The following is a 16,868-nucleotide window of genomic DNA, read 5'->3' as shown; positions in this document are numbered from 1 at the left end:
GTCTTATGCCTGTCAGAGCTTAACGGGCGCCGTCGCTTTTCTTGCTTACTGTCCAGAACGCTTGATCCACTCTTGCATTTTGTCTTTCAGCGAGTTGAAGCCTTCAGAATCATTTTCGTTCACATGCGACTGAAGAGACTGCTTTGGTTTTTCAGTGCGCTGAGCTGCTGGTGGCTGCTCCTGCAACGCACGGATTGAAAGGCTGATTTTTTTCGTTTTTTCATCAACTTCCAAAACTTTAACGTCAACTTCCTGCCCTACCGCCAAATACTCACTTACTTCTTTAACGTAACCATGAGTGATTTCTGAGATATGGACCAGACCCTGAGTCTGCTCGTCAAGTGCAACGAAAGCTCCGTATGGCTGAATTCCTGTTACTTTACCTGATACTGTGTCGCCTGTTTGATATGTCTTTGTCATGTTCTACCCGCTCCTAGTCTTATCTGAATTATCCTATACACCTATTGGCATCTGTATATTATAGCACAGACTGGGGGGCTTAGTAAAATCAATAGCTGTGCATATCACTGACCATCCAGAATCCATCCGCTTTTTCCATTGAAAAGTAATAATTATTTTCCATTGCAGAGTCTGCATCGGAAACTTCAATGCCGCCCATAATCAGATGTGCATTCAAGTTGTGCGAATCCACTCTGAAGTTCAGGCGGCCTACTTTTGAATATGCAGGCAAGTGGCTGTTTGTGATCCAAAGCCTCTTAAACTCTTCATCTTCCATCGATTGATTATTTTGATTAATAAGCAATCGCATGGTTTTAACATCTTCTTTTTCCATCGCCAGCAGGAAAGCACCAGCGATTTCAGCAGGAGTGGCATCATTCACTTCTGCCAGATTTTCGTTCTGGAGCAGATTTTCATAATGCTTATGCACATTTGCATCAAACTCATCAAAGTTTTCATCTCTTACATAGAACTCATCCATTTGATGCTGCATCAGCCAAATCTGATCCCGTTCGGTATACAGGGTGAAATTCTGCATTTGATGGTACTGGAAATCAGCTGACTTTTGCATGCCCATCGCCATCAAGAGTACTTTTCTTCCCTCGCGATGGATATTTTCACCGTAGATTTCGATCGACTCTAAAGTTTCTGTGATCTCCGGCCGCTTTTTCCAGTTTTCCATGTATTCTTCAAGTGATGGTTTCAGTACATCATCAACTGTCAGATGCCACATCGTTTCACTGTCTTCCATCTGGTTTGCGTAATGATAAAGTTTGATGATATCCATCGGTGCAACACCGGACAATGAATCAACGTCATGTGTGGCTTCAAATTTTTCATAAAGCGGCATAATGTCGCTGTAATCATATCCTTCAAGGTCAAGCGTTACAGACTCGATTTTCAAATCGCCATTCGGAAGCTTTTCCGCCAGTTCGCCCATCCGTTCCAAGTTTATGGCATAAAGGATATCAGGAAGTGCCAATTGATCAAAATGGGCAGATTTCTTCCAGCCGCTCTCTTCGAACTCCTCAATTATTGGCAGCATCAAAAAAGTCATCGGGTTGCTGCCTACCTGCAGTGAATTTTCCCAGGCCATGCGGAATTCATCTTTTACAACGCCATCTTCTTCAAACACTTCTGTTTCATAGTCGCCTTTTACCATCGAATAGAAAGTATTGGTCAGCATGGTTTCCACAGTTCCCTTCAATCCCGGGTCTGAAGTAGGTTCAGTGAGGAACTGGGACATCGTCATAATTAAATAAGGCACTTGTTCCAGCGGCCACAGCAGTCCCGTCTCGTCATAATAAGGAGCAGCCCCTATGATTTCCAGATAAAACTGGGACTGCCAGTCCGTATTAAAAGGGTGGATCTGATAGAATGTGCTGATGTCCCGCATGGTCCGGAAACGGTCTTCGTTTGGATGCACCATGTATTGAAGCGTATTTTCCCGCAGCGAAGAAGTCAGATTTTCAATTTCATCCGGAAACTCTCCCTTGCTGTGCAACAATTTTACAGCGGATAATTCGCCGCTCATTTCAGCCTTTGACAATTCATCTTTATACTGCTCAAGCAGTGCGTCGGCAATCGTCATCAATTGATCGGTCTTTTCTGTATAGATCCCCAGAAATTTTCCAACTTCCGCGGCCATCAACCTGTAATCTTTAACCGAGTCCATCATGCCTTTCGGTGTCTCAATACTCCACATCAGAATATCCACCTGCTTTTGCATGCGCTCCGGATCGTCCCGCAACAGCTTGACGTTCTGGCGGCTGAATGTGCGCTCCATCAGTGCGTCAGCTTTTTGGACGTATTCCAGCTGCTCGAATCTGTCGGGTGAGATGCCGAGCCTTTCCGGGGCTGAATTGCGGATTTCCTCATATTGTGCTTCCCAATCCTTGATCATCTGTCTGGATACAGTTGTCGGGTTCTCTTCTTCCGCGGCCGTCTGCTCTGTAACTGACGGCTGCTCATTGAACACGAAAGATGTGCCGATGACAGCTGCAAGAAACAGGCTGGCACCTGCAAGGACAGCAATCGTACGTCGGTTCACTGGCGGCTTTTCTTTCTGTTTTATTGCTGCCGGGACTGGATCAGTCGTTTGAATTTCTTCTATTAATAAATTATCTTCTTCAGGGAGTGCAATACGGTTATATGATTTATTCAACAAATCCATCCGCTTCTGCACATCTTCCGGGGATACCAGAGCCAGTTCCCTTCCGATAACGTCCATCGCATCTGCAACAGCGGTTTCTGCCAGTTCCTCAGATTCATTCAAGAGAGCAGCGGTTTCTTTTATACTTTTGCCGTGGAACCGGATTAAAATGACTGCAAGTTTTTTTCGTATGGTTAATTTCTGCAGCGCCTGATGGGCCTGAAAATCTTCTTCGAACTTAATGCTCCCGTCATCCGCATTGAAAGCAAGCTCCAGTGAGCCTGTTTTCAGAATGTCGACAGCGGCTTCCATCAATCTGCTTTCTGCGTTGCCATCATCCAATGTCTCCAGGCTATTGCTGATCTGCTGCAGGATTTCAAGGTGAAACCTGCCGAACTTTTCTTTAGGCAAGCCGGCTTGATAGGCAAGCCGGAAAATCATCGGTATATGCACCCGGCTCCAGGCAATCAACGCCTCCCTGTTTCCGGACTTCGCTCCATTCAATAAATCCTCATTTGTCATCTCAGCGGCCCCTTTAAAATTGAAATATTCAATCTCTTCCTTTATATGTTTATTATACGCTACCAAATCAGTGAAGTTTCAACTTTATCTATTTTTTTATAAGTTGCTCGTGTAGAATGAAAAAATCTACTTGAAATAGGAGTGAGTTTAATGGAGAAACGTGAGCAATGGGCTTCGAAACTCGGATTCATCCTGGCGGCGGCAGGCAGCGCTATCGGACTGGGTGCGATCTGGAAATTCCCTTATGAAACAGGTGCTAACGGCGGCAGTGTTTTTATCCTTTTATTTATCATCAGCACAGTATGTATTGGCTTGCCTATCCTGCTTGCGGAATTTGTTATCGGAAGGCGCGGCCAAGCTGACGCCGTGACAGGCCTTAAGAAACAGGCACCAGGAAAACCGTGGTTTCTGATTGGCTGGTCGGGCTTTATCTTCTCTTTCCTGATCCTTTCTTTCTACAGCGTTGTCGGCGGATGGATTTTGTCGTATCTCGTTCGTGCAATCTTTTTCCAGCTTTCGGGATACAGCGACACCGGATTCAATAATCTGTTTACAGACATCATCGCAAACCCGATCGAAGTACTGATTGCGCAGGCCGCATTTATGCTGCTGACAGTCTGGATCGTCCACGGCGGCATCAAGTCGGGGATTGAACGTGCCAGCAAAATCATGATGCCGGCTTTGCTGATTTTCTTCGTCATCCTGATGGTTCGTTCACTGACGCTTGACGGCGCCATGGAAGGCGTGCGTTTCATGTTCGTACCTGACTGGAGTTTTTTCACTTATGAAACTGCGCTTACCGCGCTCGGCCAGGCGTTCTTTTCTCTCAGCGTCGGTGTGGCGGGAATGATCACTTACGCTTCCTACTTGCCGAAAACTGAAAATCTGGGGCGCTCGGCCGTCAGTGTTGTCTCGCTGAATATCGTCATTTCCATCATGGCGGGCCTAATCATCTTCCCGGCGGTTTTCGCACTGGATTATTTACCGAATGAAGGCCCTGGCCTGGTATTCATCATACTGCCGGCCATTTTCAATGAGATGTTTATGGGGCAATTCCTGATCATCCTGTTTTTCATCCTATTGCTTTTTGCCACTCTCACTTCTTCCATTTCCATGCTGGAAATAACGGTTTCGATTGCAGTGAAAGATAAATATAATCGGCGAGGCAGACTTTCATGGCTGCTCGGCCTGGCGATTTTCATTGTCGGAATTCCAAGTGCCCTGTCTTACGGCGTCTTTTCAGATGCCATTTTCTTCGGCTATACTTTTTTCGATTTTGTCGACATTTTGACCAGCAGAATCGGGTTGCCGATGGGTGCCTTGTTCATTTCCTTATTCGCCGGCTATGTGCTGACTAAAGAAGACGCGCATGCGGAAATGTCCGAGCAGAAATTGCTGGTCGATGTATGGCGCGTGCTGTTGCGTTATGTGGCTCCGGCAGCCATTATCATCGTATTCATCCAGGGAATCATTGAGGTATTCTGAAAATTGTTCAAAAACCGTCATAATTTCGCGAAGCGAAACATTAATTTTTATGTTATGGTTGATTTACAAGAAACTACCATATATTAAAGGAGTGTTGGAGATGCGGAAAGATTTACACGCCCAACTGAAGTTTCTGCGAGAAGAACGAAATCTGTCCCTGGACGACCTTGCCTTGAAAGCGAGAGTCGGAGCAGCGCGCCTTCAGGCATACGAAACAGGCGAAGAAATCCCTTCTGTACAGACGATCTTGAAGCTTTCAAACGCACTTGAAGTCCCCGCTTCCAATCTGCTTGACGGAATGGAAGCTATAGGACAATAAAAAAAGAGTTTCCGGTGAAAAATCGGGAACTCTTTTTTCATTATTAAATGATTGATTTTGCTTCGAATTTCAAAGCCAGCAATTTATAGGAAACTTCCACACACTTCTCCAGGGGAATCCATTGTGCATGGAATGATTCATAAATTCTCTGGATTTGTTTTGCCAGGCTGCTGGGATCGTCGAGTTCCTGCAACTCAGCCACAACACCCCTAGTTTCAAGTTTATATTTGTCCCCCCCAATGGAGAAAGGGTCCCATTGCTCCAATATAATTATTGCCTGCCGATTCATTTCATCGGTTTCCATAAGTTCTTCACCTAACATTCTCTTGTGCTAAAGGCTATAATATCATAGAAACCAAAAAAGAAAAGGGGAGATTGTGTTGAGTTTATTCGATGAAGTCCACGAACGAAGAAAAACCCGCTCAGTCAAATGGGATCTGATGGAAATGATCTATGAAGTGGAAGATGCGTCAGACATATTGCCGCTCTGGGTCGCAGATATGGATTTCCCGGCCCCCCCTCCGGTTACGGAAGCTCTGAAACAGCGGCTCGAGCACCCGATACTCGGTTATACTTATGTAGATGAAGACTGTAAAAAGGCGATTGCCGGCTGGCAGCAGAGACGCAATGACTGGACCATTGACGAACAGGAGATCATATTCCAATCCGGGGTCATACCGGCGATCGCGGCAATCCTGCAGATTTTTACAAATCCGGGTGATTCAGTTGTGGTAACTACGCCTGTTTACCCGCCGTTCTTTTCCATTCCGCAAAATCAGGGCAGAAAAGTCCTGTACAGCGAGCTGATCGAGAACGCTGGTGAATACACAATCGACTTTTCCGACCTGGAAGATAAATTCTCAAAAGCTTCCATCTTCATTTTCTGCCACCCGCACAATCCGGGCGGCAAAGTCTGGAAAGAAGAAGAAATGAAGGAAATTCTGCGGCTGGCTGAAAAACACGATATCCTGATCATTTCCGATGAAATCCATTCTGATCTGGTGTTAAAGCCGCATAAACATGTTCCTTTGGCCAAATTGGCGGGCAGGCAGACCCATCGCATCTTCACCTGCATCGCGCCGACGAAAACGTTCAACCTGGCAGGTATTCAAGCATCCATGCTCGTCGTCACCGATCCAAAGAAGCGGCTGCGTCTTGAAAACCACGCTGCTGCCCATGGCACCGGCATGATGAACGCATTTGCGCCTGTCGCTTTGAAAGCGGTATACGAAGAAGGAGATGCCTGGCTCGATGAACTTTTGGAAGTTCTGTCTGCCAATATGGACTATGTAACCGAAAAATTGGCGAAAGCCCTCCCGGCAATCAAAATCCACAAGCCGGAAGCCACTTATTTGATGTGGCTTGATTGCCGCGGCCTGGGAATTGAAGAAGCGGAAATTATGGATAAGCTTCTGCAGGACGGAAAAGTGGCGCTTGAACCCGGCTCGAAATACGGCGAATCCGGCAGAGGCTTCCTGCGCCTGAATGTGGCTTGCCCGCGGCCTATGCTGGAAGACGGAGTGGAGCGGATCATCAAGGCACTTGGTTAATCCAGTTTATATAGAAAGAAAAAGAAGATCCATTGCGGATCTTCTTTTTTATTCCTGAATAATCTCGATCGATTCAATGATGATGTCTTCAACTGGTCGGTCGCCCTGCCCTACTTCAACTTGGGCGATGGCATCGACAATGTCCATCCCTTCGACCACATGCCCGAAAACGGTATGCTTGCCGTCAAGCCAAGGCGTTCCGCCGTTTTTGGCGTATTCTTCCCGCACCTGTTCAGGTACGTCAGCCGCCGGCAATCCTTCTTCCGGAAGTTCAGGCAGCTGGACGATGAAGAATTGGCTGCCGTTTGTGCCAGGTCCCGCATTCGCCATCGACAGGGCGCCCCGGAAATTATAAAGCCGATCAGAAATTTCGTCTTCAAAACCGCCGCCGTAAATGCTTTCGCCTCCGCGGCCGGTTCCTTCAGGATCGCCGCCCTGGATCATAAAATCTCTGATGACCCGATGAAAGATCACCCCGTCGTAATAGCCGTCTTTCGCATGGGTCATAAAATTTTCCACTGTTTTCGGTGCAAGCTCCGGGAAAAGTTTTATTTTGATGGTTCCCATTGATGTGTTCATATCCACCAGCGCTTCATTTTCTGCCACTTCTGTGGTGAGCTGCGGGAAATCTGCAGGTTCCCCCGTCTCGGCAGTGCCGGCCGATTCCTGTTCTTGTGGTTCAACTGATTCTTCTGCTGTTTCCTGTGTTCCGCATGCAGCCAGTAAGGCTGTCGCCAATAAAATCGGCATCCATATTTTTTTCATTTTGCATTCACCCCGCTTTATTCTAGCATATTAATATTCGGAATTCATTGGTAATATATCTTTCTTTCTTCGTGTATCGAAATATTATATAATAGAGGCAGATGCACGTTCCAGAAAGAAGGTGTTGGTTATGGATGTGCAAAAGAGAAATTTTATCATCATCATGGCCACGAACTTCCTGGTAGCAGGAAGCACCACAATGATCATGCCCTTTTTATCCCTTTATATCGATTCACTCGGCAATTATACCGATGAATACGTCCAGCGCTGGGCAGGACTGGTTTTTGGAGTCACATTTGTCGCCGCCTTATTTATGTCTCCTGTTTGGGGACGGATAGCAGACCGTTTCGGCTACAAGCCGATTTTGATCATCAACGGGTTCGGCATCGCAATCAGCATCTATTTGATGGGAACTGCGGGTTCCGTTCATGAGCTCTTCATAATCCGCCTGTTCATGGGAGTCGTCACGGGATTCATCCCGACTTCGCTTGCTTTCGTAAGTTCACAGACGCCGAAAGAAACGGCCGGTAAAACACTTGGCACCCTGCAGATGGGCAGCGTATCCGGAACTTTGTTTGGGCCGGTAATCGGCGGACTGATGGCCGACTCATTCGGCTTTGACTACACGTTCCTCATTACGGCTGTCGTCATCGGAATCGCCGCTTCACTCGTTGCATTCGGCATCAAGGAGATGAAAAAGGTTTCCAATAAAGATGCGCACGTCTATGCACGAAAAACGATCATCCAGGGAATTCTTCATCACCGCCTGCTGATCAACGTCATGATCATCACTTCACTGATCCAGATCGGCAACTTCAGTATCCAGCCTTTATTGTCGCTGTATGTGGAGGAACTGGTGCCCGACAGTTCACAGGTCGCATTTCTTGCAGGGGTGACGTTCAGCGCAGCCGGAGTCGGCAACCTGCTGTTTGCCCGCCGGTGGGGACGTCTCGGGGATTCCATCGGCTATGAAAAAGTTTTGGGATTCCTTTTGCTGCTGTCGTTCCTGTTCGTCGTGCCGCAGGCTTTTGTCACTGACCTGTGGCAATTGATGGTGCTGCGTCTGCTGTTCGGGATCGCGGTAGGCGGAATGATTCCGACGACTACGGCATTGATGCGCCGGGAAGCTCCGATAGAAATTCAGGGGGAAATCATGGGCTATAATACGAGTTTCCGTTTTCTCGGCAATATTGTGGGACCGGTATTCGGCGGTATCGTCAGCGGCTTTATTGGAATTTCTTCCGTTTTCATTGTCACAGGTCTGTTATTTGTCGCAGCGTATGTCTTTTTAAGATATACCCTGAAGAAACCCGAACAGGATTTCGAAGATGTGCTTCTCGAACAGGAAATGAAATCGATGTAAACATCCACTGCCTCCGGCTTGATGAACCGAATATTAAAAGACGGATTCCATTCAGGGATCCGTCTTTTTGATTGGACAAAAGCGGATTTCACAAAAAATACAAATTCTCTTTTTTAGGCGGGTTTCTTCCTATCTTTATAAACTGGTGAAAATATGTTCATTTCATTTTCAATAAAATCAGAACAATGCAAAGTCCCGGAGATTACGTTATAATTTTTCTAGCAACTCATCATGTTCATGTTCGAAAGGAGGATTCTTTTGTTACTCGTAATGTTAATTTTTCTGCCCTTAATTGCAGCCCTGTTCATTCCGCTGCTTTACAAGAAAATCGGACAGATCCATACGGGCTGGTTTGTCCTGCCGGTGCCCGCAGCTCTATTCATCTATTACTCCACATTGCTACCCTCAATTGCAGAAGGAGGCAGCCGGGTATCCGAACTGCAATGGATTCCTTCACTTGATATTGCATTTATCGCGTATATCGACGGATTGAGTCTGTTATTCTCCCTGCTTATAACGGGCATCGGATCTTTAGTTGTGCTTTATTCCATATTTTATCTGGATAAACACCGCGAACAATTACATAATTTCTACGTTTACCTGTTGATGTTTATGACAGCAATGCTCGGGGTTGTGCAATCAGATCATCTGATCTCCCTCTACCTTTTCTGGGAGTTGACCTCCATTTCATCCTTCCTGCTGATCGGTTATTGGTATACACGCGACCGCTCAAGATTTGGCGCGCTGAAATCGATGATGATCACTGTATTCGGCGGATTGATGATGCTTGGTGGCTTTGTGCTGCTTGCAATCATGGGCGGCACGTATTCAATCCGTGAACTGATTGGGCAGGTTCCGGAAATTTCAAACCATGATTTCTTTATCTGGGCGCTTGTGCTGATTCTTCTGGGTGCTTTCACTAAATCGGCGCAGTTCCCGTTCTACATCTGGTTACCGGATGCCATGGAAGCTCCAACTCCAGTCTCTGCTTACCTGCACTCGGCGACGATGGTTAAAGCGGGGCTTTACCTGGTTGCCCGGTTTACGCCGATTTTCGCCGTATCCAGCACTTGGGTATGGCTTGTTACGGGAATAGGACTGTTTACGATGTTTTGGGCATCGTTCTGGGCATTGAAGCAAAGAGACCTGAAAGGCATCCTGGCGTTTTCAACGGTATCCCAGCTCGGCCTGATCATGTCCCTGCTCGGTGCATCAGCAGTAGCGTTCCATGTGGAAGATGCAGTCGGAACCTATTTTGTCTATGCCGGTTTTGCCGCTGTCTTCCACCTGATCAACCATGCTGTCTTCAAAGGCAGTTTGTTCATGATCGCCGGTATCGTCGACCACGAAACCGGTACACGTGACATCCGCAAACTCGGCGGCCTTATGAGCCTGATGCCGATCAGTTTCACAATTGCCATGATCGGTTCTTTTTCAATGGCCGGACTGCCGCCTTTTGGTGGATTCCTCAGTAAAGAGATGTTCCTGACGGGAATGTTGACGCTGACAGAATTCAATCTGTTCCAGTTTGATACGTGGGGCATCCTGTTCCCTGTAATCGCCTGCATCGGTTCGGTCTTTACGTTCATCTACAGTTTCTATTTCGTGTTTCATACATTTGCCGGCAAGCACAAGCCGGAGCTGTTGCCGAAAAAAGCGCACGAAGCGCCGATCGGCATGCTCTTGTCCCCTGCTTTCCTGGCAATTCTGGTGATCGTCATTTTCATCATTCCTAATGTCGTGGGTGACTGGCTCGTGAAGCCTGCTGTAGCAGCCATCCAGCCGTTCCTCTACAGTTCACCGCAGGAAGTTCCTGTGGATGTGGCTTATTGGCACGGACCTAATACTGAATTCTTTATGACGCTTGGCATTTTCGCAGTCGGATTCCTGATGTTCTGGACACTGCGCAAATGGCAGAAGAGCTACGATCTGTACCCGGAGAGCCTTACGCTGAATCGTCTGTACGATAACATGATGATTTTGAGCGATACGGGAGCCAACCGCTTTTCCAGACTTTATATGACCGGATTCATGCGCTCTTATCTGGTCTATATGTTCAGCTTCGTCATCATCATCGTTTTGGGCACATTTGTTTTAAATGAAGCATTTGCGGTTGATATGAATAATCTGGCACCTGTCGGCTTATATGAAATCGTCATAATGCTCGCTATGTTCGGATCAATACTGACAATCCTTTTTTCAAAATCACGCCTTACCGCCATTATCGCGCTCGGTGCGGTGGGCTATACAGTCGCATTGTTCTTCGTCATTTTCCGTGCTCCTGATTTGGCACTGACGCAATTGGTCATCGAAACGATATCAGTGGCATTGTTCCTGCTGGCATTCTATCATTTGCCGCAGATCAGCCGGAAAGAAGAACGCATGCGCTTCCGTCTCGGAAATGCTGTAATCGCGCTTGGCGTCGGTGTTACGATGACGCTTGTAGCGCTTGCGGCCCATTCCGGAAAAGCCCTGCCTTCCATTTCTGAATTCTATAAGGAAACGGTCTATACAGAAGCGGGCGGCGGAAATATCGTCAACGTCATCCTGGTCGATTACCGCGGCTTTGATACGCTGTTTGAAATCGCTGTTCTCGGAATCGCCGGCATCGGCATCATTACTTTGATTAAGCTGCGGCTTTCGAAAAAGGAGGGACAGCATGAAAACAAATGATGTTATGCTTCAAACTGCGACAAAAGTTGTTACATTTATCATTCTGCTGTTTGCTGTCCACATTTTTTTCGCCGGACATTACACACCAGGCGGCGGTTTTGTCGGCGGATTGCTGACAACCAGTGCCATTGTGCTTTTGATGCTTGCCTTCGGAATCAGAACAGTGAAAAAGATTCTGCCGATCAATTATGTCGTCATGACTTCTGTCGGCCTGCTGGTGGCGATTGCCACAGCTGCAGCGTCCATAGTATTTGACGTTCCATTCTTTACACATGCATATGATTATTTCGATTTGCCGCTGTTTGGCGAAACTTCCCTGCATTCTGCTTTGCTTTTTGATATAGGAGTCTATTTGGTTGTTGTTGGAGTTACGATGACCATTATTCAAACGATTGGAGAGGATGAATAATGGAAATTATTATGTCGGTTGTCATCGGCCTTCTGTTTATGGCAGCTGTATATCTTATGCTTTCAAAAAGTCTGATCCGGATCATCATTGGTACCGGCCTTCTCAGCCACGGCGCCCATCTGCTGCTGTTGACGATGGGTGGCCTGGGTGGAAATGCGCCGCCTGTGGTCGCGGATGGCGTGGCTGTATCCGATTACGCAGATCCGCTGCCTCAGGCCTTGATCTTAACAGCTATCGTCATTTCATTCGCTGTCACATCTTTTTTTCTCGTTGTCGCTTACCGGGCTTATCAGGAACTCGGCACAGACAATATGGAATTAATGAAAGGAACTGAAGACCATGAGTAATTTACTATTGTTTCCTATCTTAATTCCCCTGATAGTCGCAACGATCCTGATGCTGTTTCCGAATAAGATAAAAATGCAGCGCCTGATTGCGCTGCTTGGAACGATTGCCACACTGGCGGCATCGTTTTTCCTGATATACAAAGTGTTCAATGATGGCATACAGGTGGTTACTCTCGGCAGCTGGCCGGCGCCGTTCGGCATCTCGATGGTGTCTGATCTGCTTTCTGGCCTGCTTGTTGCCACTGCATCTCTGATCGTTCTTTTCGTCGTACTGTACAGCTTTCCCACCATCGGCATAAAGAGGGAACAATCCTATTATTACCCGGCAGTGCTGTTCCTTATGGCCGGCGTCAACGGTGCGTTCACAACCGGCGATATTTTCAACTTGTTCGTTTTCGTTGAAGTCCTGCTGATGGCATCCTATATGCTCATCTCCCACGGCGGTGAGCGATCCCAGCTCCGGGAATCCATCAAGTATCTGCTGGTAAATATTATTTCATCCGCATTGTTTGTGGCAGCTGTCGCCCTTCTTTATTCGGTCACGGGAACATTGAATATGGCCGATCTGGCCGTCAAAATCCCACAAATTGAAAACACAGCAATTTTGACCGTCATTGCAGTACTGTTTCTTGTTGTCTTCGGCTTTAAAGCAGCTATTTTTCCGCTTTACTTCTGGCTGCCAGGTTCCTACCATGCGCCTCCGATGCCTATACTGGCCTTATTCGGAGCTTTGCTCACGAAGGTCGGAGTCTATGCCATCATGCGTACATACACCCTGTTCTTTACAATGAACATCGGTTTCACCCATGAATTATTGGCAATAATCGCAATCCTGACAATATTGGCCGGCTGTGTGGGTGCGCTTGCTTACTTTGATGTCAAAAAAATCATCATCTACAATATCATAATTGCTGTCGGCGTCATTCTGTTCGGTGTATCACAAATGAACGAAGCCGGCATCACAGGTTCGATTCTGTACCTGATCCATGACATGATGATCAAAGCGGCATTATTTTTCCTTGTGGGAATTGTAGCCGTTATCTTTGGAACATCGAATCTCCGCCAAATGGGTGGACTGATCAAAACGTATCCCCTGCTTGGGTGGACGTACCTGGTTGCAGCATTCGGCCTGGCGGGCATACCGCCGCTCAGCGGATTTCCCGGAAAACTGCTTGTTGTCCAGGGTGGATTCGAAGGCCCCCATTTCTGGGGGAGCATCGTCATACTCGCCACAAGCCTCATCGTGCTCCTGAGCGCAGTCCGCATATTCATTTATGCTTTCTGGGGCGAACCTGTTGAAACAAGACCTCTGAAAAAATCGGCATACAGGGCTATGCTGATTCCTTCGATCATACTGGTTGCCATAACAGTATTCTTCGGAGTCGGTGCGGAACTCTTCATGCCATTCGTTTCTGATGCGGCTGAAGTGATGCTGAATCCATCGCTTTATATTGAAGCGGTATTTAAGGAGTAGATGACTATGTCTTCACAGATCCTATTGAATTTCTTTCTGGCTTTCATCTGGATGTTCATGACCGTTTCCTTTACTCCTTCGGGATTCGCCATCGGCTTTTTGGTCGGCCTGGCAGTCATCATCCTCATGCGCCGGTTTTTCACCGGAAGATTATATCTTACCCGTGTCTGGGCAGTCCTTTCATTGACGGTTCTGTTCCTGAAGGAACTGACATTATCGAGTATTCAGGTTTTGAGAATCGTACTGCGTCCGAATATGAATATCAAACCGGCAATATTTGAAATGGAAACGGAATTAAAACGTGACTGGGAAGTGACATTGCTTTCAGCATTGATCACTTTGACCCCCGGCACTCTGGTGATTGGAATTTCCGATGACCAAAAACGGCTCTATATCCATGCTCTGGATTTCAAGGATATCGATGAAGCTGTATCTTCCATCAAAAACACTTTTGAACGTGCCATACTGGAGGTGAGCCGGCCATGATGATGTTTTATTGGATTGCGCTGGCCATTGTAAGTACAGCATTTGCAGGATTGCTTTACCGCCTGGTTAAAGGGCCGACAGTAGCTGACCGGGTGGTTGCTTTGGACGCACTCGGCATCAGTCTTGTGTCGATAGTCGCTCTTCTTTCGCTGATCACTGAAACGGAGTTTTTCCTGGAAATCATCCTGCTGCTGAGTATCCTGTCCTTTATCGGCACAGCTGCATTTGCTAAATTCATCGAGAGAGGAGAGATTTTCGATCGTGACGACAATCGTTAACATCCTCATCATCATTTTAATCAGCACAGGTGTCCTTTTCAGCGTTGTCACAGCTCTCGGGCTTATCAGGCTGCCGGATGTCTATACGCGGACCCATGCCGCTTCCAAGAGTTCCACATTGGGCGTCTTGGCGATATTATCCGGAACCTTTCTTCATTTCTGGCTTATTGAAGGCAGTTTTAATACGCAAATGATTATTGCAATTGCTTTCCTGTTTATAACAGCGCCCGTTGGCGGCCACTTGATTGGCCGTGCAGCTTACGTTTATGGCATTAAAGTCGCAGACGAAACCGTACGGGATGATATGGAACCAGCGCTCAAAAAGAAGAAAAAGAGATTTTCATCCAAAAAACCTGCAGACGATTGAGTCTGCAGGTTTTTCTATGGTTTATTTTTCTTCAGACAAATTTTCCACCATCATCGCCAGGGTTCTGACCATCGCGCCTGTACCGCCTTTTGGCCCCAGGTCATGCGCAGAAGATGTAAACGACGTTCCCGCAATGTCCAGGTGGATCCAGGGTGTATCTTCCACGAATTCGCCAACGAATCCGCCGCCGAAAATCATATGGCCGTCCCGGCCCGGCGAGTTATTGAGGTCAGCGACGTCACTTTTGCGGAGACGTTTTTTGTCGTTCTCCGTCAGCGGCAGACGCCAGACGAATTCTCCCGTCTCAACGGATGCTTCCAGGAATTCCTCGAAAAACGCTTCATCGTTTGTCAGCGCACCTGTTTTGTCCATGCCGAGAGCCACGATGACTCCGCCTGTCAGTGTTGCGACGTCGATGATGTGTGTTGCGCCAAGCTGCTTTGCATAAGTCACTGAATCCGCAAGGACAAGGCGCCCTTCAGCGTCCGTGTTGAGGATTTCAATTGTTTTGCCGCTGAGTGATGTAATGACGTCATCCGGTTTGAATGCGTTGCCCGACACCATATTGTCTGTGGAAGCAATCACAGCGATGACGTTTTTCGCCGGTTTTAATTCGCCGATGATTTTCATGGCTCCAAGCACTGCCGCAGCTCCGCCCATATCGCCTTTCATCCCGACGATGCCGTCTTTCGGCTTCAATGAATAGCCGCCGGTGTCGAAAGTAATTCCTTTGCCGACCAGTGCAAGCGGATCTTCAAATCCTTCCGTCGCTTTGTATTTCATGACGATGAGACGCGGTTCTTCAATCGACCCCTGATTGACGGCAAGAATGGCACCCATGCCGAGCTCTTCCATCTGTGCCTTGTCCAGAATATCCATTTCAAAGCCGTATTGCTGCCCCAGCTCTTCCGCGTATTCAGCAAGTGCTGTCGCAGTCAGGATATTGCCGGGCATATTGACCAATGTGCGGGCTTCGTTTACTGCATCAGCGAAAATGCCGCCGATTTTAGCCGCCGCTTCGATGTCCTCTCCCTCGTCTTCGCTCAGGAATTCCAGGTTCTCAAGACTGATTTCTGTTTCGTTTGAAGATGTTTTATAATCGGCAAAGCTGTAGAGGCCCATGCCGATTCCTTCAGCAGCCAGATAAGCCGCATCTTCCCCGCTGATTTCTTCATTTTGGAATGAATCAAGATAAATAGCTGCGTGTTTAATCTTTTTCTTAGCCAGTTCCTTACCGGCCAGGCCAAAAGCATCCCGCACATCTTCCTCTTTCATTTTCTTCCGGTCGTCCATGCCGATGAACATGACGCGTGGAATATTGCCTGTCATGCTCGGGTATGTAATAATGGTTTTTTTATCAAACGACAGATCATTTTTTGTCCAGTCCTGCAGTTTTCCATCAAAACGCTGAGAGAATTCTTCCCATCCTTTCGTATTTTCAGGGTGGCGTGTCAGGCCGACGATTAAAATTTCTGCATTGCTCGACTCTGCATTACTTTGTATTGAAATATTCATAAGTTTCCTCCTTAAAATAGGTTCATTTTTAGTTTAGCATGTAATTCAGACACATAGTAGTTCGACAGGCGAAATTGTTTTCTGCTTTCCCCTATTTTCTGCTATGCTATAATGAAAAAAGAAATTTCTTGTGAGAGGTTGGTACCTGGATGGAATTTTTCACGAATGCGCCGTTAATGATCGCCCTGTTTGCAATCATCTTTGCCCAGTTTATTAAAATACCCATTCAATATGCCGTAACCAAAGAACTGAATTGGGGTCTTTTTACTTCAACCGGCGGTATGCCCAGCTCCCACTCTGCAGCTGTTACGTCACTGACAACTGCCGTAGCATATGAGCATGGCGTCGATTCAACGATTTTCGCTGTATCCACCATGTTCGCTGTTATAACGATGTATGACGCTACAGGTGTAAGATTCCAGGCAGGACAGCAGGCTTTGACAATCAATAAATTGCGGACGGATCTGCAGCTGTTCATGGATGAGACGAGAGACTGGCCGAATAAGAAAGAAGAAGAAAAAATCGAGGAATTGAAAACTCTTCTTGGCCACAAGCCAAGTGAAGTCTTTATGGGTGCATTGACGGGAATCGCAATATCCGTGCTGGTTTACAGCCTGATTCTATAAGAAAATCCGTGCAGCTGCACGGATTTTTCAAGCTTTTGAGAAACATAATCTTCTTCAATCATTTCGCTGCATATCTTT

At 47.0% G+C, this 16,868-nt stretch carries 17 protein-coding genes; 12 read left to right on the top strand and 5 right to left on the bottom strand.

Translation table 11 applies throughout. From position 1 onward, the window contains the following. Nucleotides 1-45: 45 nt before the first annotated feature. Both yugI and KW93_RS00940 read right to left on the bottom strand, forming a co-directional pair. A complete protein-coding gene (gene yugI / locus KW93_RS00945) occupies nucleotides 46-420 on the bottom strand; it encodes a S1 domain-containing post-transcriptional regulator GSP13 (RefSeq protein WP_033541077.1) in 375 nt (124 codons plus the stop codon). 88 nt (nucleotides 421-508) lie between these two features. Then, nucleotides 509-3,133 carry an RNA polymerase sigma factor gene (locus KW93_RS00940; RefSeq protein WP_033541076.1) on the bottom strand — a complete coding sequence of 875 codons (2,625 nt, stop codon included), beginning with the start codon at nucleotides 3,131-3,133 and terminating at the stop codon, nucleotides 509-511. Between the two features lie 150 nt (nucleotides 3,134-3,283). Here KW93_RS00940 and KW93_RS00935 point away from each other — a divergent pair, with 150 nt between their 5' ends. Further along, the gene (locus KW93_RS00935) at nucleotides 3,284-4,618 is read left to right on the top strand and encodes a sodium-dependent transporter (protein ID WP_033541075.1); all 1,335 of its coding nucleotides are present in this window, start codon (nucleotides 3,284-3,286) and stop codon (nucleotides 4,616-4,618) included. A gap of 100 nt (nucleotides 4,619-4,718) precedes the next feature. After that, entirely contained in the window at nucleotides 4,719-4,937 is a 219-nt protein-coding gene (locus tag KW93_RS00930; RefSeq protein WP_033541074.1) for a helix-turn-helix domain-containing protein, read from the top strand. A 43-nt stretch (nucleotides 4,938-4,980) separates the two neighbouring features. Here KW93_RS00930 and KW93_RS00925 read toward each other — a convergent pair whose 3' ends face one another. Next, a complete protein-coding gene (locus tag KW93_RS00925) occupies nucleotides 4,981-5,241 on the bottom strand; it encodes a DUF1871 family protein (RefSeq protein WP_033541073.1) in 261 nt (86 codons plus the stop codon). 76 nt (nucleotides 5,242-5,317) lie between these two features. Here KW93_RS00925 and KW93_RS00920 point away from each other — a divergent pair, with 76 nt between their 5' ends. After that, complete coding sequence (locus tag KW93_RS00920) at nucleotides 5,318-6,487, top strand: MalY/PatB family protein (RefSeq protein ID WP_033541072.1); 1,170 nt, start codon at nucleotides 5,318-5,320, stop codon at nucleotides 6,485-6,487. Between the two features lie 48 nt (nucleotides 6,488-6,535). On the opposite strand, the gene KW93_RS00915 is transcribed toward KW93_RS00920, so the two are convergent. Then, nucleotides 6,536-7,066, bottom strand: coding sequence for a peptidylprolyl isomerase (locus KW93_RS00915; RefSeq protein ID WP_235318329.1), 531 nt, complete (start codon nucleotides 7,064-7,066; stop codon nucleotides 6,536-6,538). 316 nt (nucleotides 7,067-7,382) lie between these two features. On the opposite strand from KW93_RS00915, the gene KW93_RS00910 reads away from it, so the two are divergent. The 8 genes from KW93_RS00910 to mnhG all read left to right on the top strand — a co-directional run bounded on the left by KW93_RS00910 (nucleotide 7,383) and on the right by mnhG (nucleotide 14,649). Continuing rightward, nucleotides 7,383-8,615 carry an MFS transporter gene (locus KW93_RS00910; RefSeq protein ID WP_033541070.1) on the top strand — a complete coding sequence of 411 codons (1,233 nt, stop codon included), beginning with the start codon at nucleotides 7,383-7,385 and terminating at the stop codon, nucleotides 8,613-8,615. A 258-nt stretch (nucleotides 8,616-8,873) separates the two neighbouring features. After that, on the top strand, nucleotides 8,874-11,288 hold the full coding sequence (locus tag KW93_RS00905; protein ID WP_152602397.1) for a Na+/H+ antiporter subunit A: 2,415 nt from the start codon (nucleotides 8,874-8,876) through the stop codon (nucleotides 11,286-11,288). Further along, nucleotides 11,275-11,697, top strand: coding sequence for a Na(+)/H(+) antiporter subunit B (locus KW93_RS00900; RefSeq protein ID WP_033541069.1), 423 nt, complete (start codon nucleotides 11,275-11,277; stop codon nucleotides 11,695-11,697). The genes KW93_RS00905 and KW93_RS00900 overlap by 14 nt, the downstream gene beginning before the upstream one ends. Beyond that, nucleotides 11,697-12,044 (top strand): Na(+)/H(+) antiporter subunit C, encoded by a 348-nt coding sequence (locus KW93_RS00895; protein ID WP_033541068.1) that lies wholly within the window; start codon nucleotides 11,697-11,699, stop codon nucleotides 12,042-12,044. The genes KW93_RS00900 and KW93_RS00895 overlap by 1 nt, the downstream gene beginning before the upstream one ends. Continuing rightward, on the top strand, nucleotides 12,037-13,518 hold the full coding sequence (locus tag KW93_RS00890) for a Na+/H+ antiporter subunit D (RefSeq protein WP_033541067.1): 1,482 nt from the start codon (nucleotides 12,037-12,039) through the stop codon (nucleotides 13,516-13,518). The genes KW93_RS00895 and KW93_RS00890 overlap by 8 nt, the downstream gene beginning before the upstream one ends. Nucleotides 13,519-13,524: 6 nt before the next feature. Further along, nucleotides 13,525-14,004 carry a Na+/H+ antiporter subunit E gene (locus tag KW93_RS00885; RefSeq protein WP_033541066.1) on the top strand — a complete coding sequence of 160 codons (480 nt, stop codon included), beginning with the start codon at nucleotides 13,525-13,527 and terminating at the stop codon, nucleotides 14,002-14,004. Continuing rightward, nucleotides 14,001-14,282 (top strand): Na(+)/H(+) antiporter subunit F1, encoded by a 282-nt coding sequence (locus tag KW93_RS00880; RefSeq protein WP_033541065.1) that lies wholly within the window; start codon nucleotides 14,001-14,003, stop codon nucleotides 14,280-14,282. The genes KW93_RS00885 and KW93_RS00880 overlap by 4 nt, the downstream gene beginning before the upstream one ends. Beyond that, complete coding sequence (gene mnhG / locus KW93_RS00875; protein ID WP_052131403.1) at nucleotides 14,266-14,649, top strand: monovalent cation/H(+) antiporter subunit G; 384 nt, start codon at nucleotides 14,266-14,268, stop codon at nucleotides 14,647-14,649. Before KW93_RS00880 ends, mnhG begins: the two co-directional genes overlap by 17 nt. 21 nt (nucleotides 14,650-14,670) lie before the next feature. Here mnhG and KW93_RS00870 read toward each other — a convergent pair whose 3' ends face one another. Beyond that, entirely contained in the window at nucleotides 14,671-16,164 is a 1,494-nt protein-coding gene (locus KW93_RS00870; protein ID WP_033541064.1) for a leucyl aminopeptidase, read from the bottom strand. 149 nt (nucleotides 16,165-16,313) lie between these two features. Here KW93_RS00870 and KW93_RS00865 point away from each other — a divergent pair, with 149 nt between their 5' ends. Further along, on the top strand, nucleotides 16,314-16,790 hold the full coding sequence (locus tag KW93_RS00865; protein WP_033541063.1) for a divergent PAP2 family protein: 477 nt from the start codon (nucleotides 16,314-16,316) through the stop codon (nucleotides 16,788-16,790). Nucleotides 16,791-16,868 lie beyond the last annotated feature (78 nt).

The organism is Planococcus sp. CAU13 (genome assembly GCF_000775575.1).
Classification (GTDB): domain Bacteria; phylum Bacillota; class Bacilli; order Bacillales_A; family Planococcaceae; genus Planococcus.
Note: the sequence above shows the minus strand (reverse complement) of the source record. Positions and strands in the feature narration are given on the sequence as shown.

Bases quoted from the DNA above. Each gene is read 5' to 3' on its own strand.
- KW93_RS00930 (WP_033541074.1), top strand. From the start codon at position 4,719: ATGCGGAAAGATTTACACGCCCAACTGAAGTTTCTGCGAGAAGAACGA.
- KW93_RS00915 (WP_235318329.1), bottom strand. From the start codon at position 7,066: ATGAACACATCAATGGGAACCATCAAAATAAAACTTTTCCCGGAGCTT.
- KW93_RS00940 (WP_033541076.1), bottom strand. From the start codon at position 3,133: ATGACAAATGAGGATTTATTGAATGGAGCGAAGTCCGGAAACAGGGAG.
- KW93_RS00935 (WP_033541075.1), top strand. From the start codon at position 3,284: ATGGAGAAACGTGAGCAATGGGCTTCGAAACTCGGATTCATCCTGGCG.
- KW93_RS00900 (WP_033541069.1), top strand. From the start codon at position 11,275: ATGAAAACAAATGATGTTATGCTTCAAACTGCGACAAAAGTTGTTACA.
- KW93_RS00870 (WP_033541064.1), bottom strand. From the start codon at position 16,164: ATGAATATTTCAATACAAAGTAATGCAGAGTCGAGCAATGCAGAAATT.
- KW93_RS00925 (WP_033541073.1), bottom strand. From the start codon at position 5,241: ATGGAAACCGATGAAATGAATCGGCAGGCAATAATTATATTGGAGCAA.
- KW93_RS00865 (WP_033541063.1), top strand. From the start codon at position 16,314: ATGGAATTTTTCACGAATGCGCCGTTAATGATCGCCCTGTTTGCAATC.
- KW93_RS00895 (WP_033541068.1), top strand. From the start codon at position 11,697: ATGGAAATTATTATGTCGGTTGTCATCGGCCTTCTGTTTATGGCAGCT.
- KW93_RS00910 (WP_033541070.1), top strand. From the start codon at position 7,383: ATGGATGTGCAAAAGAGAAATTTTATCATCATCATGGCCACGAACTTC.
- KW93_RS00890 (WP_033541067.1), top strand. From the start codon at position 12,037: ATGAGTAATTTACTATTGTTTCCTATCTTAATTCCCCTGATAGTCGCA.
- yugI (WP_033541077.1), bottom strand. From the start codon at position 420: ATGACAAAGACATATCAAACAGGCGACACAGTATCAGGTAAAGTAACA.
- KW93_RS00880 (WP_033541065.1), top strand. From the start codon at position 14,001: ATGATGATGTTTTATTGGATTGCGCTGGCCATTGTAAGTACAGCATTT.
- KW93_RS00885 (WP_033541066.1), top strand. From the start codon at position 13,525: ATGTCTTCACAGATCCTATTGAATTTCTTTCTGGCTTTCATCTGGATG.